Source organism: Streptomyces sp. NPDC006997 (assembly GCF_040635175.1).
Classification (GTDB): Bacteria; Actinomycetota; Actinomycetes; order Streptomycetales; family Streptomycetaceae; genus Streptomyces.
Genome location: NZ_JBEYHH010000011.1, coordinates 92,454 through 118,490 on the forward strand (window position 1 = coordinate 92,454; position 26,037 = coordinate 118,490).

General features: G+C 72.5%; 23 protein-coding genes. 10 read left to right on the forward strand and 13 right to left on the reverse strand.

The features are described 5' to 3' along the window. The first annotated feature begins 126 nt into the window (after positions 1-126). A complete protein-coding gene (locus ABZ659_RS13415; RefSeq protein ID WP_360217712.1) occupies positions 127-1,794 on the forward strand; it encodes a fumarate hydratase in 1,668 nt (555 codons plus the stop codon). 96 nt (positions 1,795-1,890) lie between these two features. Here ABZ659_RS13415 and ABZ659_RS13420 read toward each other — a convergent pair whose 3' ends face one another. Beyond that, on the reverse strand, positions 1,891-2,091 hold the full coding sequence (locus ABZ659_RS13420) for a DUF397 domain-containing protein (RefSeq protein WP_360217715.1): 201 nt from the start codon (positions 2,089-2,091) through the stop codon (positions 1,891-1,893). After that, positions 2,084-2,887, reverse strand: coding sequence for a helix-turn-helix transcriptional regulator (locus tag ABZ659_RS13425; RefSeq protein ID WP_360217718.1), 804 nt, complete (start codon positions 2,885-2,887; stop codon positions 2,084-2,086). Before ABZ659_RS13425 ends, ABZ659_RS13420 begins: the two co-directional genes overlap by 8 nt. A 118-nt stretch (positions 2,888-3,005) precedes the next feature. Between ABZ659_RS13425 and ABZ659_RS13430 the strand changes: the two genes are divergently transcribed. The 3 genes from ABZ659_RS13430 (at position 3,006) to ABZ659_RS13440 (ending at position 7,452) form a co-directional block, all read left to right on the forward strand. After that, on the forward strand, positions 3,006-4,391 hold the full coding sequence (locus tag ABZ659_RS13430; RefSeq protein WP_360217721.1) for a class II fumarate hydratase: 1,386 nt from the start codon (positions 3,006-3,008) through the stop codon (positions 4,389-4,391). A gap of 44 nt (positions 4,392-4,435) precedes the next feature. Then, complete coding sequence (locus tag ABZ659_RS13435) at positions 4,436-5,113, forward strand: DUF402 domain-containing protein (protein ID WP_360217724.1); 678 nt, start codon at positions 4,436-4,438, stop codon at positions 5,111-5,113. Positions 5,114-5,400: 287 nt separating this feature from the next. Next, positions 5,401-7,452: an ATP-binding SpoIIE family protein phosphatase gene (locus ABZ659_RS13440; protein ID WP_360217727.1), complete on the forward strand. Its 2,052-nt coding sequence runs from the start codon at positions 5,401-5,403 to the stop codon at positions 7,450-7,452. Between the two features lie 29 nt (positions 7,453-7,481). Here ABZ659_RS13440 and ABZ659_RS13445 read toward each other — a convergent pair whose 3' ends face one another. After that, positions 7,482-9,758 (reverse strand): transglycosylase domain-containing protein, encoded by a 2,277-nt coding sequence (locus tag ABZ659_RS13445; RefSeq protein ID WP_360217730.1) that lies wholly within the window; start codon positions 9,756-9,758, stop codon positions 7,482-7,484. A 217-nt stretch (positions 9,759-9,975) separates the two neighbouring features. On the opposite strand from ABZ659_RS13445, the gene ABZ659_RS13450 reads away from it, so the two are divergent. From ABZ659_RS13450 to ABZ659_RS13470, 5 genes are all read left to right on the forward strand, one after another. Continuing rightward, on the forward strand, positions 9,976-10,911 hold the full coding sequence (locus tag ABZ659_RS13450) for an SPFH domain-containing protein (RefSeq protein ID WP_360217733.1): 936 nt from the start codon (positions 9,976-9,978) through the stop codon (positions 10,909-10,911). Beyond that, a complete protein-coding gene (locus ABZ659_RS13455; protein WP_360217736.1) occupies positions 10,908-11,183 on the forward strand; it encodes a hypothetical protein in 276 nt (91 codons plus the stop codon). The genes ABZ659_RS13450 and ABZ659_RS13455 overlap by 4 nt, the downstream gene beginning before the upstream one ends. Positions 11,184-11,288: 105 nt before the next feature. Continuing rightward, a complete protein-coding gene (locus tag ABZ659_RS13460) occupies positions 11,289-11,816 on the forward strand; it encodes a PadR family transcriptional regulator (protein ID WP_360217739.1) in 528 nt (175 codons plus the stop codon). Continuing rightward, a complete protein-coding gene (locus ABZ659_RS13465) occupies positions 11,813-12,502 on the forward strand; it encodes an ABC transporter ATP-binding protein (protein WP_360217742.1) in 690 nt (229 codons plus the stop codon). Before ABZ659_RS13460 ends, ABZ659_RS13465 begins: the two co-directional genes overlap by 4 nt. Continuing rightward, complete coding sequence (locus tag ABZ659_RS13470; protein WP_360217745.1) at positions 12,499-14,835, forward strand: FtsX-like permease family protein; 2,337 nt, start codon at positions 12,499-12,501, stop codon at positions 14,833-14,835. The genes ABZ659_RS13465 and ABZ659_RS13470 overlap by 4 nt, the downstream gene beginning before the upstream one ends. Position 14,836: 1 nt before the next feature. Here ABZ659_RS13470 and ABZ659_RS13475 read toward each other — a convergent pair whose 3' ends face one another. The 7 genes from ABZ659_RS13475 to ABZ659_RS13505 all read right to left on the reverse strand — a co-directional run bounded on the left by ABZ659_RS13475 (position 14,837) and on the right by ABZ659_RS13505 (position 22,815). Then, the gene (locus ABZ659_RS13475) at positions 14,837-16,153 is read right to left on the reverse strand and encodes an AI-2E family transporter (RefSeq protein ID WP_360217748.1); all 1,317 of its coding nucleotides are present in this window, start codon (positions 16,151-16,153) and stop codon (positions 14,837-14,839) included. 164 nt (positions 16,154-16,317) lie between these two features. Continuing rightward, positions 16,318-17,031 carry a transglycosylase SLT domain-containing protein gene (locus ABZ659_RS13480; RefSeq protein WP_360217751.1) on the reverse strand — a complete coding sequence of 238 codons (714 nt, stop codon included), beginning with the start codon at positions 17,029-17,031 and terminating at the stop codon, positions 16,318-16,320. A gap of 397 nt (positions 17,032-17,428) precedes the next feature. Further along, complete coding sequence (locus tag ABZ659_RS13485; RefSeq protein WP_360217754.1) at positions 17,429-18,754, reverse strand: PhoH family protein; 1,326 nt, start codon at positions 18,752-18,754, stop codon at positions 17,429-17,431. Between the two features lie 313 nt (positions 18,755-19,067). Then, positions 19,068-19,841, reverse strand: a complete 774-nt coding sequence (locus ABZ659_RS13490; RefSeq protein WP_360217756.1) for an isoprenyl transferase — start codon at positions 19,839-19,841, stop codon at positions 19,068-19,070. A 496-nt stretch (positions 19,842-20,337) separates the two neighbouring features. Beyond that, a complete protein-coding gene (locus ABZ659_RS13495) occupies positions 20,338-21,117 on the reverse strand; it encodes a methyltransferase domain-containing protein (protein WP_360217759.1) in 780 nt (259 codons plus the stop codon). A gap of 31 nt (positions 21,118-21,148) precedes the next feature. Next, on the reverse strand, positions 21,149-22,021 hold the full coding sequence (locus tag ABZ659_RS13500; RefSeq protein ID WP_360217762.1) for an LLM class flavin-dependent oxidoreductase: 873 nt from the start codon (positions 22,019-22,021) through the stop codon (positions 21,149-21,151). A gap of 53 nt (positions 22,022-22,074) precedes the next feature. Beyond that, the gene (locus ABZ659_RS13505; RefSeq protein ID WP_360217765.1) at positions 22,075-22,815 is read right to left on the reverse strand and encodes an A24 family peptidase; all 741 of its coding nucleotides are present in this window, start codon (positions 22,813-22,815) and stop codon (positions 22,075-22,077) included. A gap of 100 nt (positions 22,816-22,915) precedes the next feature. Between ABZ659_RS13505 and ABZ659_RS13510 the strand changes: the two genes are divergently transcribed. Next, entirely contained in the window at positions 22,916-23,308 is a 393-nt protein-coding gene (locus ABZ659_RS13510) for a DUF192 domain-containing protein (RefSeq protein WP_360217768.1), read from the forward strand. On the opposite strand, the gene ABZ659_RS13515 is transcribed toward ABZ659_RS13510, so the two are convergent. The 3 genes from ABZ659_RS13515 to ABZ659_RS13525 are packed head-to-tail and all read right to left on the reverse strand — an operon-like array spanning position 23,274 to position 25,842. Beyond that, positions 23,274-24,269 (reverse strand): acyltransferase domain-containing protein, encoded by a 996-nt coding sequence (locus tag ABZ659_RS13515; RefSeq protein WP_360217771.1) that lies wholly within the window; start codon positions 24,267-24,269, stop codon positions 23,274-23,276. The two genes, ABZ659_RS13510 and ABZ659_RS13515, sit on opposite strands and share 35 nt — an antisense overlap. Then, positions 24,266-25,558, reverse strand: a complete 1,293-nt coding sequence (locus tag ABZ659_RS13520) for a beta-ketoacyl-[acyl-carrier-protein] synthase family protein (RefSeq protein WP_360217774.1) — start codon at positions 25,556-25,558, stop codon at positions 24,266-24,268. The genes ABZ659_RS13515 and ABZ659_RS13520 overlap by 4 nt, the downstream gene beginning before the upstream one ends. Beyond that, complete coding sequence (locus tag ABZ659_RS13525) at positions 25,555-25,842, reverse strand: acyl carrier protein (RefSeq protein ID WP_360217777.1); 288 nt, start codon at positions 25,840-25,842, stop codon at positions 25,555-25,557. Before ABZ659_RS13525 ends, ABZ659_RS13520 begins: the two co-directional genes overlap by 4 nt. Between the last annotated feature and the right edge of the window lie 195 nt (positions 25,843-26,037).

Consider the following 26,037-nt stretch of genomic DNA (forward strand, 5'->3'; position numbering starts at 1 on the left):
ATCGCGATACCCCCCCTCCCTCCCCGACTGAGCCTCACCTCACAGCCTCGCTCCTCCCGCCAGGTTCTACGCTGGTGAGCGCCGCCAACGAGGGCGGCGGCCGTCGTCGAGTGAGGAATGGGCGAGATGCCTGAGTTCGCGTACACCGATCTGCTCCCCATGGGAGAGGACACCACCCCCTACCGGCTGGTGACCTCCGAGGGTGTCTCCACCTTCGAGGCCGACGGGCGGACGTTCCTCAGGGTCGAGCCGGAGGCGCTGCGCAAGCTCGCCGAGGCGGCCATCCACGACATCCAGCACTACCTGCGCCCTGCCCACCTCGCGCAGCTCCGCCGCATCATCGACGACCCCGAGGCGTCCGCCAACGACAAGTTCGTGGCGCTCGACCTGCTGAAGAACGCCAACATCGCGGCGGCGGGCGTCCTGCCGATGTGCCAGGACACCGGTACGGCGATCGTGATGGGCAAGCGCGGGCAGAACGTGCTGACCGGGGGCGGCGACGAGGAAGCGCTGTCGCGCGGCATCTACGACGCCTACACCAAGCTGAACCTGCGGTACTCCCAGATGGCCCCGCTCACCATGTGGGAGGAGAAGAACACCGGCTCCAACCTCCCCGCGCAGATCGAGCTGTACGCCACCGACGGCGGTGCCTACAAGTTCCTGTTCATGGCCAAGGGCGGCGGGTCGGCCAACAAGTCGTTCCTGTACCAGGAGACCAAGGCCGTCCTCAACGAGTCCTCCATGATGAGGTTCCTGGAGGAGAAGATCCGTTCGCTGGGTACGGCCGCCTGTCCGCCGTACCACCTCGCGATCGTCGTCGGCGGCACCTCCGCCGAGTACGCGCTCAAGACCGCGAAGTACGCCTCCGCGCACTACCTGGACGAGATCCCGGCCGAGGGGTCGCCGCTCGGGCACGGGTTCCGGGACAAGGAGCTGGAGGAGAAGGTCTTCGAGCTGACGCAGAAGATCGGGATCGGGGCGCAGTTCGGCGGCAAGTACTTCTGCCACGACGTGCGCGTGGTGCGGCTGCCCCGGCACGGGGCGTCCTGCCCGGTCGCCATCGCCGTCTCCTGCTCGGCCGACCGGCAGGCCGTCGCGAAGATCACCGCCGAGGGCGTCTTCCTGGAGCAGCTGGAGACCGACCCGGCGCGGTTCCTGCCGGAGACGACGGACGAGCACCTCGCGGAGGACGGGGACGTCGTCCGCGTCGACCTCAACCAGCCGATGGACGCGGTGCTGGCCGAGCTGACGAAGTACCCCGTCAAGACGCGGCTGTCGCTGTCCGGGCCGTTGGTCGTCGCGCGGGACATCGCGCACGCGAAGATCAAGGAGCGGTTGGACGCGGGTGAGGAGATGCCGCAGTACCTGAAGGACCACCCGGTGTACTACGCCGGTCCCGCGAAGACGCCCGAGGGGTACGCGTCGGGGTCGTTCGGGCCGACGACGGCGGGGCGGATGGACTCCTACGTGGAGCAGTTCCAGGCGGCCGGCGGGTCGAAGGTGATGCTGGCCAAGGGGAACCGGAGCAAGCAGGTCACGGACGCGTGCGCGGCGCACGGCGGCTTCTACCTGGGCTCGATCGGTGGGCCCGCGGCCCGGCTCGCGCAGGACTGCATCAAGAAGGTGGAGGTCCTGGAGTACGAGGAGCTGGGGATGGAGGCGGTGTGGAAGATCGAGGTGGAGGACTTCCCGGCGTTCATCGTCGTCGACGACAAGGGCAACGACTTCTTCCAGAACCCGGCGCCCGCGCCGACGTTCACGACGATTCCGGTACGGGGGCCGGGGCTGGCGTAGGGGTTTGGCGGGGAGGGGGTGGTGGGGGTTGCGTTTTTCGCCCCTGCCACCCCTTCCCGTTCCCGACCCTGGGGGCTGCCGCCCCCGGACCCCCGCTCAGAGATGTCCGATGAACGCCGTCCAGGCGGTGCGGCCGAAGACTATCGCCGGGCCGTGGGGGTTCTTGGAGTCCCGGACCGGGAGGCCGGACGGTACGTCGGGGATGACTTCGAGGCAGCTCCCCTCGTTCCCTCCGCTGTACGACGACTTGCGCCACCCCTTGAGCGCCGAGGCGTCGGGGATCATGTGCTCAGTCATGTTGGCCGTAATCCTTCGCGATCGACCGCATCAGGGCCAGCGACTCCTTCTGCGGCAGGGCTTCTCCCAGCACGAGATCGTAAGCGGCCTGGATGCGCTGAACCAGCGCCGGTTCATCGTGCACGGTGCCCGAGAAGGCGCCCTCCTCGTAGGCGATCGGAGGCTGGTCGTCGAACCACATCAGCGTGACCATGCCCCCCAGGAGGGGGTGGGGCCCGTGCCCGAGCGGCAGCACGTGCAGTCGGATGCGCTCGCCCTCCACGAGACCCACCAGGTGCAGGATCTGCTCCGCCATCACCTCGGGTCCGCCCACTGGCCGCCGTAGCACCGCCTCGTCAAGTACGGCCCAGACGACAGGTGTGCGGGGATCGTCGAGCACGCGTGCCCGGTCGAGCCGGGTGGCGACAGCCTTGGCTCGGTCCTCCCCACACAGCGGCGGGTACGACGCGTCACGCAGCACGGCGTCTGCGTATGCCTCGATCTGAAGGAAGCCCGGCACGAAAGACAGTCCGAACTCCCGGATGACCTGAGCCTGTTGCTCCAACGCCAACGCCGCCTCGAAGTGCGCCGCCACCGGCCTGCGGTCGTTCCCCGGACGAAAACTCGTCAACGCCCCCCGCGTACCCAACACCTGGTCCAACCGCTTCGCGTCGTCCCGCGACGGCACCCTCCTCCCCGCCTCGATATGCGCGATGTGCGTCCGCGACATGATCGCCTCGTCCGCCAACTGCTGTTGCGTCTTGCCCGCCGCCTCCCGTTGCTCCCGCAGCCAGTCGCCGTACGTCGTCGTACCCACCCGACACCCCCTACGTCACTCACCAGAACCACGCGGTCACCGTCAGTGTGCACGGCACTCGCACCCCGTGTGGCCCAGTCGTCGGAACATCCCCGCCGCCCCGTTCGCTGTACGGGGTATGAGCGAATACCGGATCGAACACGACTCCATGGGCGAAGTCCGCGTCCCCGCCGACGCCAAGTGGCGTGCCCAGACGCAGCGGGCCGTCGAGAACTTCCCCGTCTCCGGACAGCGCATCGAGCGCGCACACATCGAGGCGCTCGCGCGGATCAAGGGCGCCGCAGCGAAGGTGAACGCGCGGCTCGGCGTGCTGGACGAGGAGGTCGCCGCGGCGATCCAGGACGCGGCCCGGGAGGTCGCGGAGGGGAAGTGGGACGCGCACTTCCCCGTCGACGTGTTCCAGACCGGGTCCGGGACCTCGTCCAACATGAACGCCAACGAGGTCATCGCCACCCTCGCGACCGAGCGGCTGGGGCGGCCCGTCCACCCCAACGACCACGTCAACGCCTCGCAGTCGTCCAACGACGTCTTCCCGTCGTCCATCCACATCGCCGCCACCGCCGCGGTGACGAGGGACCTCGTCCCGGCACTCGGCCAGCTCGCGGACTCGCTCTCCCGCAAGGCCGAGGAGTTCGCCGACGTCGTGAAGTCGGGGCGGACCCATCTCATGGACGCCACGCCCGTCACCCTGGGCCAGGAGTTCGGCGGGTACGCCGCCCAGGTGCGGTACGGCGTCGAGCGGTTGGAAGCCTCGTTGCCGCGGCTGGCCGAACTGCCGCTCGGCGGGACCGCCGTGGGGACCGGTATCAACACCCCGCCGGGGTTCTCCGCCGCCGTCATCGAGGAGGTGGCCCGCACCACCGGGCTGCCGCTGACCGAGGCGCGGGACCACTTCGAGGCGCAGGGCGCGCGGGACGGGATCGTCGAGGTCAGCGGGCAGTTGCGGACCATCGCGGTGGGGCTGACGAAGATCGCCAACGACTTGCGGTGGATGTCCTCCGGGCCTCGCACCGGGCTCGCGGAGATCTCGCTGCCCGACCTCCAGCCGGGGTCGTCGATCATGCCCGGCAAGGTCAACCCCGTCATCCCCGAGGCCGTGCTGATGGTCGCCGCCCAGGTCGTCGGCAACGACGCCACCGTGGCCACCGCGGGCGCCTCCGGCAACTTCGAGCTGAACGTCATGCTCCCCGTCATCGCGAAGAACGTGCTGGAGTCCGTGCGGTTGCTCGCCAACGTGTCGCGGCTGCTCGCCGAGCGGACCGTGGACGGGATCGTCGCCCACCGGGAGCGGGCCCGGGAGTACGCCGAGTCGTCGCCGTCCGTCGTCACCCCGCTGAACAAGTACATCGGGTACGAGGAGGCCGCCAAGGTCGCCAAGACGTCGCTGGCGGAGCGGAAGACCATCCGTCAGGTCGTGCTGGAGGGCGGGTACGTCGAGCGCGGGGACCTCACCGTCGAGCAACTGGACGAGGCGCTCGACGTGCTGCGGATGACGCGACCGTGACACGCGCCGCAGCGGACTGTGCCGGTGACACCTAAAATCCGTTCATGGCAGACGGTGGAGACACGAGACCCGCGGCGGCGTACTGGGCCCCGGGGACGCGCATCCTGTGGCGGTACCGCGAGAACGCGGGAGACCGCGTCCACATCGCGCGCCCCGTCACCGTCGTCCACGACGGCCCCGAACTGCTCGCCGCCTGGATGGCACCCGGCACCGAGTGCGTCCGGCCCGTGCTCGCCGACGGCACCCCGGTGCACCAGGAGCCGCTCGGCACCCGGTACACCAGGCCCCGGACGGTGACGCGCGACCGCTGGTTCGGTACCGGGGTGCTGAAGCTGGCGCGGCCCGGTGAGCCGTGGTCGGTGTGGCTGTTCTGGGAGCCGGGGTGGCGGTTCAAGAACTGGTACGTGAACCTGGAGGAGCCGCTGACCCGGTGGGACGACGGGGTGGACTCCGAGGACCACTTCCTCGACATCTCCGTGCACCCGGACGGCAGTTGGCACTGGCGCGACGAGGACGAGTTCGCGCAGGCCCAGCGGGACGGCCTGATGGACCCGGCGCGCGCCGAACGGGTGCGGGCGGCGGGGCGGGCCGCGGTGGACGTGATCCGCGACTGGGGGCCGCCGTTCTCGGACGGCTGGGAGAACTGGCGCCCCGATCCCGCCTGGACGGTTCCGCACCTGCCGGAGGACTGGGATCGTACGCCCGCGCGTGTGTCCTCATGAGACCCTTGTTGTGCCCCCGGGCAACAAACGTAGGATCGTCCTCCGCAAGGGCGCGTCACAGCAACTCCGGGGGTACGCGCCGGGTCTGACCAGTTGTCACCGAGGGGCGGGCAGGACGTGAGCGAGGGGTACGACGGCAACACCCGCGCGGGCCGCAGGTCCGCCGGTGACACAGCAACAGCCTCTGACCACGTGGGAAATCCGTTCCTGGGACACCCATTCCGGGTATCGGAACTCCTGCGGGACGAACTGCGCGTGCGGCGCACGGTGCGCACGACCCCGGACGGATGGACTCTACACGCGTGACGGAGCAGCCGATCTCCTTCGAACGCGCCCAGCCGGGCGCCGACCCCGCGATCCCCAGCGGGGCGATGGTGCACACCCCGGCAGCGGCCCGAAGTACGGATTTACCCGCCACCGCCGCGTCCAGCGGGCCCGAGCACGCCCAGCCGCCCGCCGCCGACTCCGGCACCCACCGGCCGCGCCCCGCGACGGCGGAGCACATCCCGGCCCAGCCCGCGCCCGGCCAGGACCGTGCCGCCGTAGGCGCCGGCGGTGCCGTCGGCCCCGCCGGCCAGGAGCGGCGCACCGGGCAGGGCGCGCTGACGCCGGGGCGTCCCACGCCGATGCGGCGGGACGGGGACCGGCTGCGGTTCGTGGGCGCCGCCACCCGGCGTATCGCCCGCGGCATCGACCTCGAAGAGATCGTGATGGGGCTGTGCCGGGCGACCGTGCCGACCTTCTCCGACGCGATCCTGGTCTATCTGCGCGACCCGCTGCCGGTCGGCGACGAGCGGCCCACCGGCCCGATGGTGCTGCGGCTGCGCCGCACCGACCGGATCCCGGAGGAGCGGGACACCGAGAGCGGTTTCCTGTCCGCGCCGCCGCCGGAGACGGAGCCCCCGGGGCTGGCCGAGCTGACGGCGGAGCTGTGCGAGGTGCGTCCCGGTGGCGCGCTCGCGGAGGTGCTGCGCGGGGTGCGCCCGGTGTTCGCCGACGCGCCCGCCGCCCGTGCCGCGCTGCCGGAACTCCTCGGCGGCGACTCCGACGTGATCGTCCCGGCCGGACAGCGGGCGATCCTCGCGCCGCTGCGCGGCCGACGCCGGGTGATCGGCGCGGCGGTCTTCCTGCGCCGCCCGGAACGTCCCGCCTTCGAGGCCGACGACCTGCTGGTGGCCGCCCAGCTCGCCACGCACAGCGCCCTCGGCATCGACAAGGCGGTGCTGTACGGGCGGGAGGCGTACATCGCGGACGAGCTCCAGCGCACCATGCTGCCGGAGACCCTGCCGCAGCCCACCGGCGTACGCCTCGCCTCCCGCTACCTCCCGGCCGCCGAGACCGCCCGGGTCGGCGGCGACTGGTACGACGCCATCCCGCTGCCCGGCAGCCGGGTCGCCCTCGTCGTCGGCGACGTCATGGGCCACTCCATGACCTCGGCGGCGATCATGGGCCAGCTGCGCACCACCGCGCAGACCCTGGCCGGTCTCGACCTGCCGCCGCAGGAGGTCCTGCACCACCTCGACGAGCAGGCCCAGCGCCTGGGCACCGACCGGATGGCGACCTGTCTGTACGCCGTCTACGACCCGGTAAGCCACCGCATCACCGTCGCCAACGCCGGACACCCGCCGCCCGTGCTGCTGCACCTGGGCGGCAGGGCCGAGGTGCTGCGGGTGCCCGCGGGCGCCCCGATCGGCGTCGGCGGCGTCGACTTCGAGGCCGTGGAACTGGACGCGCCCGCGGGCGGCACCCTGCTGCTCTACACCGACGGCCTGGTGGAGTCCCGGCTGCGGGACGTGTGGACCGGCATAGAACAGCTCCGGGAGAAGCTCGCCGCGACCGCGCAGCTCACCGGACCCGACCACCCGCCGCCGCTGGAGGCCCTCTGCGACGAGGTCCTCGACATGCTCGGCCCCGGCGACCGGGACGACGACATCGCCCTGCTCGCCGCCCGCTTCGACGGCATCTCGCCCAGCGACGTGGCGTACTGGTACCTCGACCCGGAGGAGATGGCGCCCGGCAAGGCCCGCCGCCTGGCCCGGCGCGCGCTGGCCCGCTGGGGTCTGGAGGAGCTGTCGGACTCGGTCGAGCTGCTGGTCAGCGAGGTCGTCACCAACGCCGTGCGGTACGCCTCCCGGCCGATCACGCTGCGGCTGCTCCGCACCGACGTGCTGCGCTGCGAGGTCGGCGACGACGTGCCCCAGCTGCCCCGGCTGCGGCAGGCCCGCGCCACCGACGAGGGCGGACGCGGGCTCTACCTGGTGAACCGGATGGCCCGGCGCTGGGGAGCGACCCGGCTGAGCACCGGCAAGGTGGTGTGGTTCGAGCTGAACGGCACCTGACCGGGCCCGGACCGCCACCTACCCCGCGGCTACTGCGTGTCGTTCCCGTCGCCGGGCGCGGCCGGGTTGTCCGGGAGTGGGATGTCGCTGGTCTCGGTGGGCGGCGGCTCGGACGTGGGGTCCTGCGTCGTCGGCTCGTCCGACACGGGCGGCTCCGTCGTCGGGTCCTGCGTCGTCGGCGCCTCGCGCGTCGGGGGTGCCGACGTGGTGGGCGCCTCGCTGGTCGGCTCCTCGCTGGGCGACTCCGACGGGGGCGCCTCGCTGGTCGGCTCCTCGTCGGGCTCGACCGCGGCGCCCTGGTCGGTCTCCAGGTCGAACTCGGTGACGCCGCCCATCGCGCCGAAGGTGTACTGCGCCCAGATCAGCGCCGGGAAGCCACCACCGTTGACGCGCGGCTCGCCGCCCGCCTCGTACATCGGGACCTGGTTGTGCGGGGGCTCGTGGTTCTCGCCGAACAGGCCGACCGACGTCACCAGGTCGGGCGTGTAGCCGGTGAACCAGGCCGACTTGTTCTCGTCCGACGTACCGGTCTTGCCCGCGACCTGCTGCCCGCCGCGCTCCGGGTTGTCGCGCACCGAGACCCGGGCGGTGCCGTCGTCGACCACGCCGGTCAGCACGGAGGTGACGGTGTCGGCGGCCTCCCGGCTGATGACCTGGTCGCCGACCGGGTCCGGCAGGTCGAGGGTGAGGTCCTTGTGCTCGGCGGCGCCCACGAGCGCCGGGGTGACCTTCCTGCCGTGGTGGTCGAAGGTGGCGTACACCCCCGCCATCTGGAGCGGGCTCGCGCCCATGGAGCCGAGGGTCTGGGCCGGGAACGCCTTCAGGTCGTCGCTCATGCCGAGTTCCCCGGCGACCTCCATCACCCGCTCCATGCCGACGTCGATGCCCATCTGCGCGAAGACGGAGTTGACGGACTTGTTCATCGCGGTCTGCACGGTGACGTCGCCGTAACTGACGTCGTCCTCGTTCGGGGGCGCGAAGCCGACCTGCCTGCCGTTGTCCACGGCGGGGCGCTCGCTGTCGCCGTCGTAGACGGTGTCGGCGGCGATCGGGTCGCCGTCCTGGGTCTCGGCGCCGTCCTCCAGGGCGGCGGCGAAGATCACCGGCTTGAAGGTGGAGGCGGCCTGGTAGTCGAGGCGGGTGGCGTTGTTGCGGAAGTGCTTGAGGTAGTCCACGCCGCCGTACATCGCCACCACCTTGCCGGTCTTCGGGTCGACGGAGACGGCACCGGCCTGGACGTCCGCGTCGACGTCGCGCTCCTTGGGGTCGAGCTTGCTGGTGAGCTGCTGCTTGACCGCCTTGACGAGCTGGGTCTGCTTCTTCTTGTCGATGTTGACGGTGATCGTCCAGCCGCCCCGGTCGATGCGCGCCAGCGCCTCCTCGGTGTCGGCGGCGGCGCCCTGCGCGACGAGTTGCCGGGCGAGTTCCGCGTTGGCCGCCTCGACCAGGTAGCCGGTCTGGCCCTCCATGCCGGGCGCGCCCGCGGGGTCCTTCGGCACCGGGAACTCGGCGTCCGCGCGGTCGGCGGCGTCGAGCCAGCCCTCCTCGACCATGTTGTCCAGGACGTAGTTCCAGCGCTGCTTGACCAGCGTCCGGCCGGTGTCGGAGGCGGACGACCAGTCGTACTGGCTGGGCGCCTGGAGCAGCGCGGCGAGGTAGGCGCCCTGCTCGACGGTGAGGTCGTCGGCGTCGACGCGGTAGTACGCCTGCGCGGCGGCCTGGATCCCGTAGGTGCCGCGGCCGTAGTAGCTGGTGTTGATGTAGCCCGCGAGGATGTCGTCCTTGGACATCTGGCGGTCCACCTTCAGGGAGATCACCAGCTCCTTGAGCTTGCGGGTGACCGTCTGTTCCTGGGTGAGGTAGTAGTTCTTGACGTACTGCTGGGTGATCGTCGAGCCGCCCTGCCTGCCCTTGCCGGACAGGGTGTTGAGGACGCCGCGCGCGGTGCCCTTCAGGTCGACGCCGGAGTCGCTGTAGAAGGACTTGTTCTCGGCGGCGACGAAGGTGCGCTGCACGTCCTTGGGCACCTGGGCGAGGTCGACGACCTCGCGGTTGACCTCGCCGGTGCGGGCGAGGGTGGAGCCGTCGGCGTACTTGTAGACGTTGCTCTGCTCCTGCGCGAGGGCGTTGCCCTGGGGCACGTCGATCATCAGGTACAGCACGATGAAGCCGCCGATGCCGAGCAGGCACAGGCCGAGGAACGTACCGAGGATCTTCTTCCAGGTGAACAGGCGGCGTATGCCGCTCGGACCGGCCGCACGGCGGCCGCGGCGCTGCCGCGCTCGCCTCTCTTCGGCTCGTCCCATGAGTCCCGTCGCTCCGCTTCGTTCTCGTCCGCCCCAGAAGGCTGTCCCAGCCTTGCAAGCTAACACCGGTATATATGACGAAGTCCGTCCGATCCGACCCTTTCCGGACGTGACAATCAGCACCCACCTCAATGAATCCGACGGCCGGGAGGCGGTGAGGGTTGCCAGGAGGAGGTAAAGTGATATCACTTAGTAAGCACAGAAACAGGGGGAACCCATGTCCGTACACGACACCGCACCCATCGCCGACGTCCCCGAGATGCCCGCGCCGCGCGTGCGGGAGTTCCAGGCGCACAGCATCGGCGGCGGGCTCGCCCTGCTGCTGGGTCTGGTGGGGCTGCTCGGCGGGGTGGGCATGGCGGTCGCCGCGGTGGCGGTCGACTCGCCCGCCGGGAAGGCCGCGCTGATCATCCCCGGCATCCTCGTCGCGCTCGCCGCCTTCCTCGCCATGTGCGGGCTGAACATGGTGGCGCCCGGTGAGGCCCGGGTCGTCCAGCTCTTCGGCCGCTACCGGGGCACGATCCGCCAGGACGGCCTGCGCTGGGTGAACCCGTTCACCAGCCGCACCAGGATCTCCACCAGGGTCCGCAACCACGAGACCGCCGTACTGAAGGTCAACGACGCCTACGGCAACCCGATCGAGCTGGCCGCGGTCGTGGTGTGGCGGGTGGAGGACACCGCGCAGGCGACCTTCGAGGTGGACGACTACATCGAGTTCGTGTCGACGCAGACCGAGGCGGCCGTCCGGCACATCGCCATCGAGTACCCCTACGACGCCCACGACGAGGACGGCCTCTCGCTGCGCGGCAACGCCGAGGAGATCACCGAGAAGCTCGCCATCGAGCTGCACGCGCGCGTGGAGGCGGCCGGGGTGAAGATCATCGAGTCCCGGTTCACGCACCTCGCCTACGCCCCCGAGATCGCCTCGGCGATGCTCCAGCGGCAGCAGGCGGGCGCGGTGGTGGCCGCGCGGCGGCAGATCGTGGACGGCGCGGTGGGGATGGTCGAGGCGGCGCTGGCCCGGATCACCGAGCAGGACATCGTGGAGCTGGACTCGGAGCGGAAGGCGGCGATGGTGTCCAACCTGATGGTGGTGCTCTGCGGGGACCGCTCGGCCCAGCCCGTGCTGAACACCGGGACGCTCTACCAGTGACGGCACCCGAGGAGGAGCCGGGGCGCCCCCGGCGCAGGCAGCCGCAGCAGCGCAAGCAGGTGCTGCTGCGGCTGGACCCGCTGGTGTACGAGGCGTTGGCGCGCTGGGCCTCGGACGAGCTGCGGTCGGCCAACGCGCAGATCGAGTTCCTGCTGCGGCGGGCGCTCGCGGAGGCCGGACGGCTGCCCGGCGAGGCGGGCCCGCTCCCCCGCCGGGGACGGCCGCCACGCAGCCCGGAGGGCCCCGAGCACCACCATCCCCAGGGCCAGTAGCACACCTGTGACAATCGGCCCTGACCTGCGGGGCCGCACCCGCTGCCGAGCACTGCACACAGGGCGTATACATGCCGTGTATACGCCCTGTGTACAGTGTTCGCCATGTCCATCGGTCACACCCTCCTCGGACTCCTGGAGTCCGGCCCGCGCCACGGCTACGACCTGAAGCGGGCGTTCGACGAGAAGTTCGGTCAGGACCGGCCCCTGCACTACGGCCAGGTCTACTCCACGATGTCCCGGCTGCTGAAGAACGGCCTCGTCGAAGTCGACGGCATCGAGCCCGGCGGCGGTCCGGAGCGCAAGCGGTACGCCATCACCGACGCCGGCGTCACCGACGTCGAGCACTGGCTCGCCACCCCCGAGAAGCCGGAGCCGTACCTCCAGTCGACCCTCTACACCAAGGTCGTCCTCGCCCTGCTCACCCGGCGCGACGCCGCCGACGTCCTCGACGGCCAGCGCTCCGAGCACCTGCGGCTGATGCGGATCCTCACCGACCGCAAGCGCCGGGGCGACCTCGCCGACCAGCTGATCTGCGACCACGCCCTGTTCCACCTGGAGGCCGACCTGCGCTGGCTGGAACTGACGGCCGCCCGGCTCGACAAGCTCGCCGAGGCGGTGAAGGCCAAGTGACCCCACCGCCCGGTTCCCTGCTCACCGCCGACCAGCTGCGCAAGGCCTACGGCCCCACCACCGCCCTGGACGGCGCCGACTTCTCTATCCACCCCGGCGAGGTCGTCGCCGTGATGGGCCCCTCGGGCTCCGGCAAGTCGACCCTGCTGCACTGCCTCGCCGGGATCGTCACCCCCGACTCCGGCTCCATCCGCTACGACGGCCAGGAGATGGCCACCATGAGCGACGCCCGGCGCAGCGCCCTGCGTCGCTCGGAGTTCGGGTTCGTCTTCCAGTTCGGGCAGCTGGTGCCGGAGCTGACCTGCGTGGAGAACGTGGCGCTGCCGCTGCGCCTCAACGGCCGCCCCCGCAAGGAGGCCGAGCGCGCCGCGCTCACCTGGATGGAGCGCCTGGAGGTCGACGACCTGCGCCGGAAGCGGCCCAGCGAGGTCTCCGGCGGGCAGGGCCAGCGGGTCGCGGTGGCCCGCGCCCTGGTCACCGACCCGCGCGTGCTCTTCGCCGACGAGCCGACCGGCGCGCTCGACTCCCTCAACGGCGAACGCGTGATGGAGCTGCTCACCGACGCGGCCCGCTCCACCAACGCCGCCGTCGTCCTCGTCACCCACGAGGCCCGGGTCGCCGCCTACTCCGACCGCGAGATCGTCGTCCGCGACGGCAGGTCCCGGGACATGGAGCGCGCCGTATGAGGGCCGTCCGCCAGTGGAGCCGCGACCTCGGCATGGGCGCGTCCTTCGCGTTCACCGGGCGCGGCGGCTGGGCGCGGGCCGTCCTCACCGGCGTCGGCGTCGGCCTCGGGGTGGCGCTGCTGCTGCTCACCACCGCGATCCCCAGCGCGCTGGACGCCCGGCACGAGCGGGCGGAAGCGCGCACCGACATCACCTACAGCCCCGCCGTCCCACAGGAGTCGGACCGCTCGCTGGTCGTCGCCGACGTCGACACCTCCTACCACGACCACGAGATCAGGGGCCGGGAGCTGGAGGCGGAGGGCGCGCGGGCGCCGCTGCCGCCGGGCCTGGACCGGTTCCCGGCGCCCGGCGAGATGGCCGTCTCCCCGGCGCTGAAGCGCCTGCTGGAGTCGGACGAGGGCGCCCTGCTGCGGGAGCGGCTGCCCGACCGGATCACCGGCACCATCGGCGACGAGGGCCTGGTCGGCCCCGCCGAACTCGCCTTCTACCGCGACGGCCAGGGCCTCGCCGAGCACATCGACACCTCCTACGTCACCCGGATCAACCACTTCGGCGGCGGCGAACAGCAGCCGTCCGAGCCGTGGGACCCGGTGCTGATCCTGCTCATCGTGGTGCTCTTCGCGGTGCTGCTGACGCCGGTCGGCGTGTTCATCGCCGCGGCGGTGCGGTTCGGCGGGGAGCGGCGCGACCGGCGGCTGGCCGCGCTGCGGCTGGTCGGCTCCGACAGCCGGATGACCCGCCGGGTCGCCGCGGGCGAGGCGCTCGCCGGGTCGGCGCTCGGGCTGGTCTTCGGGGTGGTCTTCTTCCTGCTCGGCCGGGAACTGGCGGGCTCCCTGGAGGCGTTCGGGATCAGCGTCTTCCCCGGCTACCTCAACCCGTCGCCCGCGCTGGCCGCGCTGGTCGCGGTGGCGGTGCCGCTGGCCGCCGTCCTGGTCACGCTGCTCGCGCTGCGCGGTGTGGTGATCGAGCCGCTCGGCGTCGTCCGTACGGCGAGGCCCGCGCGGCGACGGCTGTGGTGGCGGCTGCTGCTGCCGCTGGCCGGACTCGCCGCCCTGTACCCGATGACGGGCCAGGGCCGCGACCACGGCGACTTCAACGAGTACCTCGTCGTCGGCGGTGTCGTGCTGCTGCTGGTCGGCGTGACCGCGCTGCTGCCGTGGATCGTCGAGCGGTTCGTCGCCCGGCTCGGCGCGGGCGCGGTCTCCTGGCAACTCGCGGTGCGCAGGCTTCAGTTGAGCAGCGGTACGGCGGCCCGCACGGTCAACGGCATCGCCGTCGCGGTGGCCGGTGCGATCGCCCTCCAGATGCTGTTCGCGGGCGTCGAGGGCGACTACACCGAGCCGACCAGCGTCGACCTCACCCGTGCGCAGATGAGCGTGCGCCTGACCAGCGACGTGGCCGTGCCGACGGCCGCCGAGCGGTTCCGGCGGACGCCGGGCGTGCGGAAGGTCGCCGCCTACTCCGAGGGCGGCCTGGGCGACCGGCGCCGGGACCCGGAGCACACCACCCAGGTGACCGTCGCCGACTGCGCGGCCCTGCGCGAGGTGGCGGTACTGCCGTCCTGCCGGGACGGCGACGCGTTCGCGGTGGCGGGGGCCGAGTACGACACGGAGACACCGCTGCTGGCGAAGCCGGGCCGCACGCTCTACCTCGACCCGTCCTACGACGACGTCCAGCCCGGCCACGAGGTTCCCTGGACCCTCCCGAAGGGCCTGCGGGAGGCGAAGACCCGTACCGACATGACGGGCACCGAACGCGGCGGCTTCCTCCTCACCCCCGGCGCCCTGCCCGAGGGCGGGGCGCGGGCGCTGACCGGGCAGGTGTACCTGGCGGTCGACTTCTCGGTGCCGGACGCCGCCGAGCGGGTGCGCAACGCGGCCGCGGCCGTCGACCCGCTGGCGTACCCGATGACGTGGTCCGCCACGGACCGCTCCGACCGCTACGACTCCCTGCGCACCGGCCTGTTCGTCGGCGCCGCCTGTGTCCTCACGCTGATCGGCGCGAGCCTGCTCGTCTCCCAGCTGGAGCAGTTGCGGGAACGCCGCAAGCTGCTGTCGGCACTGGTCGCCTTCGGCACCCGGCGGCGCACGCTCAGCCTGTCGGTGCTGTGGCAGACGGCGATCCCGATCGCCCTCGGCCTGCTCCTGGCCGCCGGGGTGGGCCTGACCCTGGGCGCCGTACTGCTGCGGATGTCGGCGACCCCGGTCACGGTGGACTGGGTGAGTGTGCTGACGATGACCGGCATCGGCGCGGGCGTCGTCCTGGCCGTGACCCTGCTGAGCCTGCCGCCGCTGTGGCGGCTGATGCGGCCGGAGGGCCTGCGGACGGAGTGAGCTACGGCGCGCTGTCCCCGTCGGGGGGCGGCGCGGCCTCGACCGGCGGTGGGGGGCCGGACGCCTCCGCCGCCAGCCGGGCCCGCGCCGTCTGCTCCGCGTAGCCGCGCAGATAGCCGACGACCGTGTTGGTGACCGCCACCAGCGGCACCGCGACCACCGCGCCGCCGATCCCGGCGATCATGCCGCCCGCCGTCACCGACAGCACCACGGCGAGCGGGTGCACCCGCACCGCGCGGCCGAGGATGAACGGCTGGAGGATGTGCCCCTCGATCTGCTGCACGGCGAGGACCACGGCCAGCGTCATCACGGCGGTGAACACGCCCTGCGTGACCAGCGCGACGACCACCGCGAGCGCCCCGGACACCACCGCGCCGACCAGCGGGATGAAGGCGAACAGGAAGATGAAGACGGCCAGCGGCACGGCCATCGGGACGTCCAGGAAGTAGATCCCGAGCCCGATGAAGATGGCGTCGATCAGCGCCACGACCACCGTGCCCCGCACATACGCGGTCAGCGTCCGCCAGGCCCGCGGGCCCGCCCCGGCGACGCCCGGCCGGGCCGCCGCGGGCACCAGCTTCAGCGACCACTCCCAGATGCGCCTGCCGTCGTAGAGCAGGAACAGCGTGGAGAAGACGGCCAGCAGAATGCCCGTCAGGGTCTCGACGACCACCGTGACACCTTCGATGCCCGCCGACGTGATCTCGTCGCTGTTCGCCCCGACCGCGTCCCGGAGGCTCTCGGCGATCTCGTTGATCTGCTTGTCCGTGACGTGGAACGGACTGTCCAGCAGCCAGCGCCGCAACTCGTCGATGCCGTCCTGGACCTGGTCGGAGAGGTTGTCGATGTTCTCCATGACCTGCCAGGTCACGAACCACCCGATCAGCCCCATCACCACGAACCCGAGCACCGCGGTGAGCGCGGTCGCGGGCCCGCGCGGCACCCCGTACCGCCGCAGCCGCGCCACCGTCGGCTGGAGCAGCGCGGTGATCAGCAGCGAGGCCACGAACGCCAGCACCACCAGCTGTACGGCGCTGATGATCCGCATCAGCACCCACACCGTCCCGGCGAGCACCAGCAGCCGCCAGCCCGCCTCGGCGGCCACCCGCACGCCCCACGGCACGGCCTGCGCCGGGTCGGGGCGGGTCTGGACCAGCGGGGGGTGGTCCGGCGGGGGCGGCACCGGGGCGGGGACGGGCGGCTCCGACCGTTCCTCGGCCCGCTCCCGCTCCGCCTCGGCCCGGCGTTCGCTCCACCGCTCACTCATGGCGGTCAGCCCGGCCCCGAGCCGACCGACCCACCCTGGCACTCGCGACATGATCCGTCCTCTTCCCCCGCTCTTCCCCACCACTCCCCCCGGAGTCGTCGGATCCGACCGTACAGGGCCCCGTCCCGGACGGGGCGCGGGCCCGTGACAGCGCGAAAGCCCCTCCCCTAGGACGGGGAAGGGCTGCGCGGGGTTGAGACGAACCGGGCTGCGGCTCAGTACCAGTTGTTGGCCTGCCAGAAGCCCCAGGCGCCACAGGGGCTGCCGTAGCGGTCGTTCATGTAGTTCAGGCCCCACTTGATCTGGGTGGCCGGGTTGGTCTGCCAGTCGGCGCCGACCGACGACATCTTCGACCCGGGCAGCGCCTGGAAGAGGCCGTAGGCACCCGAGGAGGGGTTGACCGCCCGGTAGTTCCAGCTGGACTCGTGGTCCACGATGTTGCTGAAGCACGTCCACTGGTCGGCCGGGACCATCGAGCGTGCCATCGACTGGATCTCGGCGATCGAGTAGGAACTCTGGACCGCGAAGCTGGAGGCGTCCCGGGTGGCGGAGCGGCTGGCCAGTTCCTCGGCCTCTTCACGCTCCTTGGCCTCCTGGGCGGCCTTCTCGGCGGCTTCCTTCTTCTCGATGGCCGTCTGGGCGGCGGCCTTGCGGGCCGCTTCCTCCGCCTGCTTCTTGGCGCTCGCGTCCGCCGCGATGGCCTGGACGTCGGCCTGCTGCGTCAGGGAGGCGGTCTGCACCTGGGCCTGCTGGCCCGCGGGTATGTCCGCGAGGAGCGTCAGGTCGGTTGCCGCCGCCTCGGCGTCGTTGTCCTGGGCGGTGCTGCCCGAGGCAACGCCGACGACGCTTCCGACTGCGGTGACCGCGGTGGCCGAGGCCACTGCGAATCCCCGGACCGAGATCCGGCTCACACGGTTTCCTTCCAGCATCGCCCGCTTCGGTGACCCTGGCGGACGCAATCGTGCCCCTGACACTGGCCTCCCCAACTGCGGGGTCACGGGAGGCGCGGACCCGATGGGCGACTCCCGGCTCGGGAGTGCCGCGTGGTGCTCGGGCGGCATACGACGGTTGCTATGGAGTTGTGGCCTTTGGTGTGCCGTTGCGCTGGAGGCACAGGAGTGTCGTATGCGGGGCCTGACAGGATGGAGACTCTGCCGTAACCCGACGGGGCAAAGCAATTCCGAGTTGCGTGTGAAAGCTCACATGCGGTTTGCCCCCGGGGATTTCGACTTTCCACCCCACACGGCGGCGCCGCCCGGCTAGGCTCTCGGCCTTCACCGGGCGGCGCCAACTGCCGCGTAACCGCCCCGAGCTGGGGCGGGACGGTCAGATCTGCCCATCCTCCAGCATTTCGGTCACAAGGGCGGCGATCTGGGACCTCTCGGACCGGTTGAGCGTCACATGGGCGAAGAGGGGATGCCCCTTCAGTTTCTCGACGACGGCCACCACGCCGTCGTACCGTCCGACGCGCAGATTGTCCCGCTGTGCCACGTCATGGGTGAGAACGACCCGTGAATTGGCGCCGATCCGGGAGAGCACGGTCAGCAGGACGTTCCGTTCCAGGGACTGCGCCTCGTCCACGATCACGAAGGCGTCGTGCAGCGAGCGCCCCCGGATGTGGGTGAGCGGCAGGACCTCCAACATGCCCCGCGCGGTGACCTCCTCGATGACCTCACGGCTCGTCACCGCCGACAGGGTGTCGAAGACCGCCTGCGCCCAGGGGCTCATCTTCTCGGCCTCGGTGCCGGGCAGATAGCCCAGCTCCTGCCCGCCCACGGCGTACAGCGGCCGGAAGACCATCACCTTCTGGTGCTGCCGCCGCTCCAGGACCGCCTCAAGGCCGGCGCACAGCGCCAGCGCGGACTTGCCGGTACCGGCCCGCCCGCCCATCGACACGATGCCCACGTCCGGGTCGAGCAGCAGGTCGAGCGCGATCCGCTGCTCGGCGCTGCGCCCCTTGATCCCGAACGCCTCCCGGTCGCCGCGCACCAGCCGGACGTTGCCCTCGGGCGTGATCCGGCCGAGCGCCTTGCCGCGCTCCGACTGGATGGTCAGCCCCGTGTGCACGGGCAGGTCGGCGGCCTCGGGGACGTACAGGTGCCCTTCCTCGAAGAGGATGTCCACCTGTTCGCCGGGCAGCGTCAGTTCGGACATCCCGGTCCAGCCGGAGGAGTCCGTGATGGCGAGTTCGGCGCGGTACTCCTCGGCGAGGAGGCCCACCGAGGACGCCTTGATCCTCAGGGGCAGGTCCTTCGACACGACGGTGACGTCGAACCCCTCGGCCTGGAGGTTGCGGGCGACCGCGAGGATGCGGGAGTCGTTGTCCCCCAGCCGGTAGCCGCTCGGCAGCACGCTGGGGTCCGAGTGGTTCAGTTCCACCCGCAGCGATCCGCCGAGTTCCCCGATCGGGATGGGGGCGTCGAGTCGGCCGTACCGGACGCGGTAGTCGTCGAGCAGGCGCAGGGCCTGCCGGGCGAAGTAGCCGAGTTCGGGATGGTGCCGTTTGGCCTCCAGCTCCGTGACCACGACGACGGGCAGCACGACCTCGTGCTCCTCGAAGCGGCTCATGGCGTTCGGGTCGGCCAGCAGGACGCTGGTGTCGAGAACATAGGTGCGCCGGTCGGGCTTGTGGCGCTTTGTGCTGGTCACCACGGAAGGACGTACCCCCTCGGATGAGGTCGGGGAGCGACGGAGACGAGCTGGGCCGGTTGTCGGCCGCGGTGCACCGCGGGCCGGGAACCGGCCCTCCGCTGCTGCGTCCGTGCGGTGAACGCACGATCGGGCTGGTGCAAAGGGCCTCCCGGGCGGACGGCCCCGTGCCGTCCGCTGAGATCCGACACCCGTGGTTCGGGAGTCGACCTGTTGGGTCTATGCCCTCGAACACCCGCCGCCATGCCAGGGCATATGACGGCACGCCCGTGAACTCCGGGTGAAGCGCCGCCCGCTGGGGTCTACGGCCGGTGGGTCAGCCGCCGTAGCGGCGGTGGCGGGCCGCGTAGTCGCGCAGGGCGCGCAGGAAGTCGACCTTACGGAAGGCGGGCCAGAAGACGTCGCAGAAGTAGTACTCCGAGTGCGCCGTCTGCCAGAGCATGAATCCGGACAGCCGCTGCTCGCCGCTGGTCCTGATCACCAGGTCCGGGTCGGGCTGGGCGCCGGTGTAGAGGTGACGTCCGATCATGTCGATGTCGACGGCCTCGGCGAGCTTGGTCATCGGGACACCGCTGTCGTGGGCGTCGAGGAGCATGGAGCGCACGGCGTCGGCGATCTCCTGACGGCCGCCGTAGCCGATGGCGACGTTGACCGTTATCCCGTCGACGTGCGCGGTGTCCTCCTGGGCGCCCTTGAGGGTGCGCTGCATGTCGCCGGGGAGCAGGTCCAGGTTGCCGACGTGGTGGACGCGCCAGCGGCCGTCGGCGGCGAGGGAGCGGACGACGTCCTCGATGATGCCGAGCAGGGGGACGAGTTCGTCCGCGGGCCGCTCGAAGTTGTCGGTGGACAGCAGCCAGAGGGTGACGACCTCGACGTCCGTCTCGGAGCACCAGCCGAGGAACTCGCCGATCTTGTCGGCGCCGGCCCGGTGACCGTGCATGGTGGAGGAGCCCGCCGCCCTCGCCCAGCGGCGGTTGCCGTCCATGATGACGCCGATGTGCTTGGGCACCTGAGCGTGGTCCAGGTGGCCTTCCACCCGGCGTGCGTACAGCCTGACCAGCAGGCCACGCAGCTTGTCGCGCAGGTTCACGTGATCGTCAGCCCCTCCGTACGGTGGCGGTCCCCGCGGGCGAAGCGTACCGCCGTGGGGTGGGGACGGGAGCCCGGGGTTCCGGGGGCAGAAAAAACGGGCCGGTCCGTGGGGGGGGAGACGGACCGGCCCGAGGGGGGGTTTCCACCATAACCCTTCGTAAGTGATGCTGCGCGCATCAGCGCCCCACAATTACTCTCCGAGTTCACCCGGCGACGCCACGATGAGGGCGGAACCCCCGGTTCACAGGCGGTTCCTGGCCGGATCGCGCCGGATCCACCGCCCTCCACCGTCCTGGAGCACATCATCCCGACGGGCTAACCGGGCATGTCGCGCGCTTGACGCCGCAGGCGGGACACCGCGCGATCCCCTCCACCGCGCGGCACCCGGCGCGCAGCTTTGCTAGCGCGAATCACCTTGGTCTGAACCTACCGGAGGTACGCGACGGAAACGAGCCACCCCCGGTAACGATGTGAAAACCACACCGGCCGCCCGGCTATCCCCGCTCGGCTCTGCGGGCGTCGAACAGGTGCCGGGTGCTGTACGCCACAAACGGCCCCTCCGCGCGGATCCGCTCGTCCAGTTCCCGCAGCCGGGCCGCGTACCGCTCCACGGTGAACCCCGGCACGATCCACACCACCTTGCGCAGGAAGTGCACCACGGCGGCGACGTCGTGGAACTCCATCCGCAGCCGCTCCGCCCGCAGCTCCAGGACCTCCAGCCCCGCCGCCTCCGCGGCGGCCCGCTCCCCTTCCGGATCCCGCACCCGGCGCGCCTCCTCCGGCTGCGCCCCGAGGAAGAACTCGGTCAGCTCGAAGACGCTGGCCGGGCCGACGTGCTGGGCGAAGTACGTGCCCCCCGGCCGCAGCACCCGGACGACCTCCGCCCAGCGCGGCCGGACCGGGTGCCTGCTGGAGACCAGGTCGAAGGAGGCGTCCGGGAAGGGCAGCGGGTCGTCCTCCCCGGCGCCGACGACGGTGACGCCGCGCGCTGCGAGCAGCGCGGTGGCCTTGGCGAGGTTCGGCGGCCAGCCCTCGGTGGCGACCACGCGGTCGGGCGCCGCGGGCGCGGCCCGGCCCAGGGCGAAGTCCAGCACCTCCCCGCCGCCGGTCTGGACGTCCAGCGCGGCCCCGGCCCGCGCCAGCCGCCCGGCCAGCGACTCCGCGTACCGCCAGGACGGCCGCGCCTCGCTGGCCCGCCCCTCGAACCAGGAGAACTCCCACCCGTCGGTGGGCACGGCCGCCCCTTCGGCGACCAGTTCCTCGAAAGACGCCACGCCCTTCCCCTCCGCGTGAGTGTGCACGGCTCTACGGCACCAGCGGCCGGACGTCCTCCGCCACGAACCGGACGAAGCCCTCCGGGTCGGGCTCGTCCCCCGTCGGCTGGAGGACCACCGTGTCCGCGCCCGCCGCGGCGAACGCGCGCACCACCTCCGCGACGGCGGCGGCGTCCCCCGCGACGCCCGGGCCCGGCACGTCGGCCAGGCCCTCGGCGGCGAGTTCGGCCCGCAGCCGGGCGTCGGCGCCGTCCCCGGTCGCGGCGAGCAGGTAGACGACGACGCGGTGCGGGTCGGTCCGCCCCACCGACGCGCGCCCCTCGTCGATGAGCCGCCGGGCCTCCCGCACCCCCGCCGCGGAGGTCGCCGAGGTGAGCAGGGTGCCGTCCGCCGCCGCGCCGGACAGCCGCAGCGTACGCGGCCCGGTGGCACCGGCGAGCACCTCGGGCGCCCCGGCGGGCGGCCAGTCCAGGGCGACGTCGTCCAGTCGGACGTACCGCCCCTCGGTGGTCAGGCGCTCACCGCGCAGCAGGGCGCGCAGGGCGTCGAGGTGCTCGCGCAGCAGCGTCAGCGGTGACTCGGCGCGCGCCCCGACCTGCCCCATCCAGTCCTGGACGCCGTGGCCGAGGACGACGACGGGACGGCCGGGGAACATCCGGTGCAGGGTCGCGGTCTCCATCGCGGTGACGGCCACGTTCCGCAGCGGCACCGGCAGCAGGCCGACGCCGATCCGGACCCGCTCGGTCCAGGCGAGCGCGGCGGCGGCCGTGGCGACGCCGCCCTCGCGGAAGCAGTCCTCCCACAGCCACAGCTCCTCCAGGCCGCTGTCGTCGGCGAGCCGCGCGACCTCGCGCAGCCGCTCGGGCGGGAGTTGGGGACGGAAGACAGCGCCGAGTCCGGTCATGGGATCTTCCTAGCGGTCGCACCCCGGATCGACAACCGCTTATCGGTGCACCCTCACGCCGCCGCGAGCGCCCCCAGCAGCACCCCCGTGAACGCCCCGGCGATCATGAACGGCCCCAGCGGGATCGCCGACTTGCGGCTCGCGCGGCGCAGGGCGATCAGGGTGAGGCCGTACAGGCTGCCGTAGGCGAGCCCGGCGAAGGCGCCGGTCAGCAGGACGGTCCAGCCGTACCAGCCGAGGGCCGCGCCCAGCCCCAGCGCCAGCTTCACGTCGCCGAAGCCCATGCCGGACGGGTTGACGCGGTGCAGGACCCAGTATCCGGCGCCCAGGGCGAGCGCGCCGAGCAGCGCCGTCGTCCAGGAGCCGCCGTCGGCGGGGAGCGCGGCGGCGGCGCCGAGCAGGGCCAGCGTCACCGCGGCGAGCGGCAGCGTCAGCACGTCGGGCAGCCGCTGGACCCGCTGGTCGACCAGGGCGAGGAGGACGGCGACGGGTGCGACGGCCAGCCAGACGGCGACCTCGGGCCGCGCCCCGGTGGCCGCGCCGAGCGCGGCGCAGACGGCGGCGGTGAGCACGGCGACGGCACCGGAGCCCGGCCCGTACGGCGCACAGTCCGCGACCGCGCACCGGGCCCGCCCGACCCAGCCGCCGAACGCGCCGGTGATCCGGTGCCCGCCGGGACAGTCCGCGCGCCACGGCTGCTCGGCGTCCACCGAGAACCGGTGCACGGCCCGCGGCAGCAGCAGCCCGGCGCCGGCGCCCCACAGGGCGGCCACGAGGACGATGAGTGCGCGCACGCGGGGACCCTAGTCCGGCGGGGCCGGGCACGGCATGGGCCCGGGGGCCCAAGCGGGATACGGTCGCCACGAGGGACAACCCAGGGGACGGGGACGGGACATGGGCCGACGCTGGCGGGACGGACGGGGAGAGCTGGTCGTGCACGGCACCGACGTGCGGGTCCCCCTGGAACTCGCCACCTCCTACCGCGCCCGCACGAGGGGCCTGCTGGGCCGGGACACGGTGGTCGGCGCGCTGCTCCTCTCCCCCGCGGGCAGCGTGCACACCTTCCGGATGCGCTTCCCCGTCGACGTCGCCTACCTCACCCGCGACCTCACGGTCATCACCGTCCGCACGATGCCCCCCGGCCGCCTCGGCCTGCCCCGCCCCCGCTCCCGGCACGTGCTGGAGGCGGCGGCGGGGGCGATGGCGGGGTGGGGGGTGCGGGCGGGGGTGCGGGTGAGTGTGTCGACTGAGGTCAGCGGGCCCGGGACGGGCCGTCCGCCGGAGTGAGGGCTGTGGTCAGGCGGTCGTGGACGCGGTCCAGGGGGGCCGGGGTGCGCAGGGGGGCGCAGGTGTGGGTGGTGTCGCCGGGGAGGTTGACCTTGGCGAGGGTGCTGAGGAGGGCGCGGGGGCCGGTGTCGACGTAGGTGGTGAAGCCCGTCCGGCGCAGGGTGTGCAGGGCGCGGCCGAAGCCCATGGGCTCGGCGAGGTGGGCCGCGGCGGCGGTGCGCAGCTGGGCCGGGGTGTCGGCGCGGCGGCCGTCGGTGACGGTGGTGTGCACCGCCAGCCTCGGGCGTCTGATCGGCTGGCTCTGCAGGAGGCGCCGGAAGGTGCGGTGCACCTCGCCGAGGAGCGGGTGGTGGAAGGCCGTCCGGCTGGTGAGCGGGGCGGCGCGGTGACCGCGGTCGCGGGCCGTGCGCTGGAAGGCGGCCAGGTCGGTGTCCGGGCCCGCCAGGACGATCTGCGCGGGCGCGTTGTGGGCGGCGATCCGCACCCGTGGCGCGCCGCCCTCCCGCAGCGCGTCGACCGCCTGCTCCCAGGTCATGTCGGTGACCAGCAGACCGGCCCGGGGCAGCCGGGCGTCCCGCAGCAGCCGGTCCCGGATGCTGAGGAGCTGCACGCACTGGCGGATCGTCAGGGCGCCCGCGACGGTCAGCGCGGCGAGGTCGCCCATGCTGTGGCCGATGACCGCGTCGGCGGGGGCGGGCAGCAGGTCGAGGACGACGTGGGCGGCGGCGACGGCGGCGGTGTACGTGGCCAGGTCGAAGGCGAGCGGGTGGGCGGTGACGAGTTCCTCCGGCGGGGTCGCCCCCGGGTCGGTGAGCAGGTCGCCCACCGACAGGCTCACTCCGGCGTGCGCGTCGACCATGTCCAGGACGGCGCGGACCGGCGGGTGGTCCCGCAACGGGCGCAGGGCGCCTGGGAGATAGGCGCCCTGGCCGGGACACATCAGTACGGTGCGGGGTTTCATGCGGCGGCGTGGGTGAAGGCCAGGGCCACGTTGTGGCCGCCGAAGCCCATGCTGGTGCTCAGCGCGGCGAGCGGTCCGGCGGCGGGCAGGGGCTGCGGGTGGCGGCCTACGACGTTCAGGCCGATGGTGTCGATCTCCGGGTCGAGCCGGTCGAGGCTGTGCGCCGGTGGCGCGGTCCGCTCCCGCAGCGCCAGCACCGTGAGCACGGCCTCGATCGCTCCCGCGGCGCCCAGGGTGTGCCCGAAGGCGGCCTTGGGCGCGCTGACGGCGATCTCCTTCAGCTCGTCCCCGAACACCGCCGTGAGGGCCTGCGCCTCGCAGAGGTCGCCGACCGGGGTGGAGGTGGCGTGCGCGTTGATGTGCTGGACGTGCGAGGGGAACAGGCCCGCGTCGCGGAGGGCGGCGTCCACCGCGGCGGCGCAGCCGGTGCCGCCGGGGGCGGGCTGGGCGACGTGGTGGCTGTCGTTGGTGATGCCCGCGCCCGCCAGGCGGCCGTGGACCCGGGCACCGCGGGCGGCGGCGTGCTCCGGGCTCTCCAGGACGACCATGCCCGCGCCCTCCCCCATCACGAACCCGTCGCGGTCCGCGTCGAAGGGGCGGGACGCCTGCCCGGGGTCGTCGTGCCGCCGCGACAGCGCCTGGAGCCGGGCGAACCCGGCGAAGGCCAGCGGGGTCAGCGCGGCCTCGGCACCGCCCGCGACGACGACGTCCGCGTAGCCGTACCGGATGAGTTCGAGTCCCTGCGCCAGGGCCTCAGCGCCGGAGGCGCAGGCGCTGACCGGCGTGTGCACCCGGGCCTCGGCCCCGATCATCAGCCCGACCTCGGCGGCGGGGTGGTTGGGCAGCATCCGCGGGATGGTGCGCGGGCTGACCCGGTCGGGACCGTCGCTCACCAGCCGGTGGTTCTGCTCCAGGATGGTGGCGAGCCCACCGAGCCCGACGCCGACGACCGCGGCCACCCGACTGCCTTGCCCATCGGCCTCGTCGAGCCCCGCGTCCCGCCACGCCTCCCTGGCGGCGACCAGCGCGAGCTGCGCCGACCGGTCGCAGTGCGAGGACTTCGCGGCCGGGAGCACGGTACGGGGCTCCACCGCCACCCGCGCCGCGAGGTACTCCCGCGTCGGGCCGCCCGGGGGGCCGACGTCGAGCAGTCCGACGCCGCACTCGCCCGCGAGCAGCGCCGACCAGGTGGAGGCGACGTCACCGCCGAGCGCCGTGGTGACGCCCAGTCCGGTGACCACCGCCGCTGTCCCGGGGGGAGCCGGTGCGGCTCCCCGGCGCGGGCTCACGAGGGCTCACCGGCGGGGGCGGGGACGGTGGCGCGCAGATGCCCGACGATCAGCCGCACGGTGGTGAGGTGCTCCGCCTCCTCCATCGGCACCTTGATCTGCCATTGGTCCTCGATGGCGGCGACCAGCTCCATCCGGGCCAGGGAGTCGACCCCCAGGTCGTCCCTCAGGTCGCTGTCGGGCTGGATCTCCTCCGGGGTCAGGTCCTCGACGGTGATGGTCAGCAGCTCACGGACCTTCTCGAAGATCTGGCGTTCCTCGACCGGGAGTGGCGTGGAGGTCATGGGGGGCTCCTCTGCTGGGACACGAATGACGGCTCGTGCACGAGTGCACGGCGTCAGCCTTTCCGACCGGGCGGGACGGGATGCGCCTGGAGAGGAGGGTGGTGGATCACCGGGAGCACGCGAGGGGCGCCCCGCGGACGGGGTGGGTGCCTGCGCACCACGCGCTTCGGGACGGGCTTAGGGGTCGGGCCGGTG